Source organism: Pseudonocardia halophobica (assembly GCF_027922425.1).
In the GTDB taxonomy this organism is placed as follows: Bacteria; Actinomycetota; Actinomycetes; order Mycobacteriales; family Pseudonocardiaceae; genus Pseudonocardia; species Pseudonocardia halophobica.
This window is the reverse complement of the sequence record NZ_BSFQ01000276.1, coordinates 1-551: the sequence shown is the minus strand read 5'-3', so window position 1 is coordinate 551 and position 551 is coordinate 1. Positions and strand designations below refer to the sequence as shown.

At 63.0% G+C, this 551-nt stretch carries 1 protein-coding gene; it reads left to right on the top strand.

Translation table 11 applies throughout. The features are described from left to right. Positions 1-129 precede the first annotated feature (129 nt). On the top strand, positions 130-551 hold a 422-nt coding region (locus PKE99_RS39440), incomplete at its 3' end, for a protein-L-isoaspartate O-methyltransferase family protein (RefSeq protein WP_271215176.1).

Sequence of the window (551 nt, the reverse complement as noted above, 5' to 3'; positions counted from 1 at the left end):
CAAAAGGCGGTTGCGATTTGCATTCAGTGAATCGAATATGTGTCTGCGGGAAGGCGAAGATGGCTTGTTGCCGTTGCCGGTTTTCTGTGGCATCACCTTGTGAGCCGAAACTAGACCGACGAGTTTAGCATGACCGATTTCGCCACGCGCCGCACCATGATGGTGGACACGCAGATCCGCCCCTCGGATGTCACGAAATTCCCGATCATCGAGGCCATGCTGACTGTCCCGCGCGAAGCCTATGTGCCGCAGGACCGCCGCGAGGCCGCCTATGTGGGCGAGCATGTCGCCATGGGCGGCGGCCGCGTGCTGATGGAGCCGCGCACGCTGGCCAAGATGCTGGACGCGCTGGATATTCAGCCGACGGAAACCGTGCTGGATATTGGCTGTGGCCTTGGCTATTCGACCGCCGTCATCGCCCGCATGGCCGAGGCGGTGGTGGCCGTGGAAGAGGACGAGGCGCTGGTGGCCGAGGCACAGCGCACGCTGTCGTCGCATGGCGTGGACAAAGCCGCAGTGATGGCTGGCAAGCTGGCCGATGGCGCGCCCAA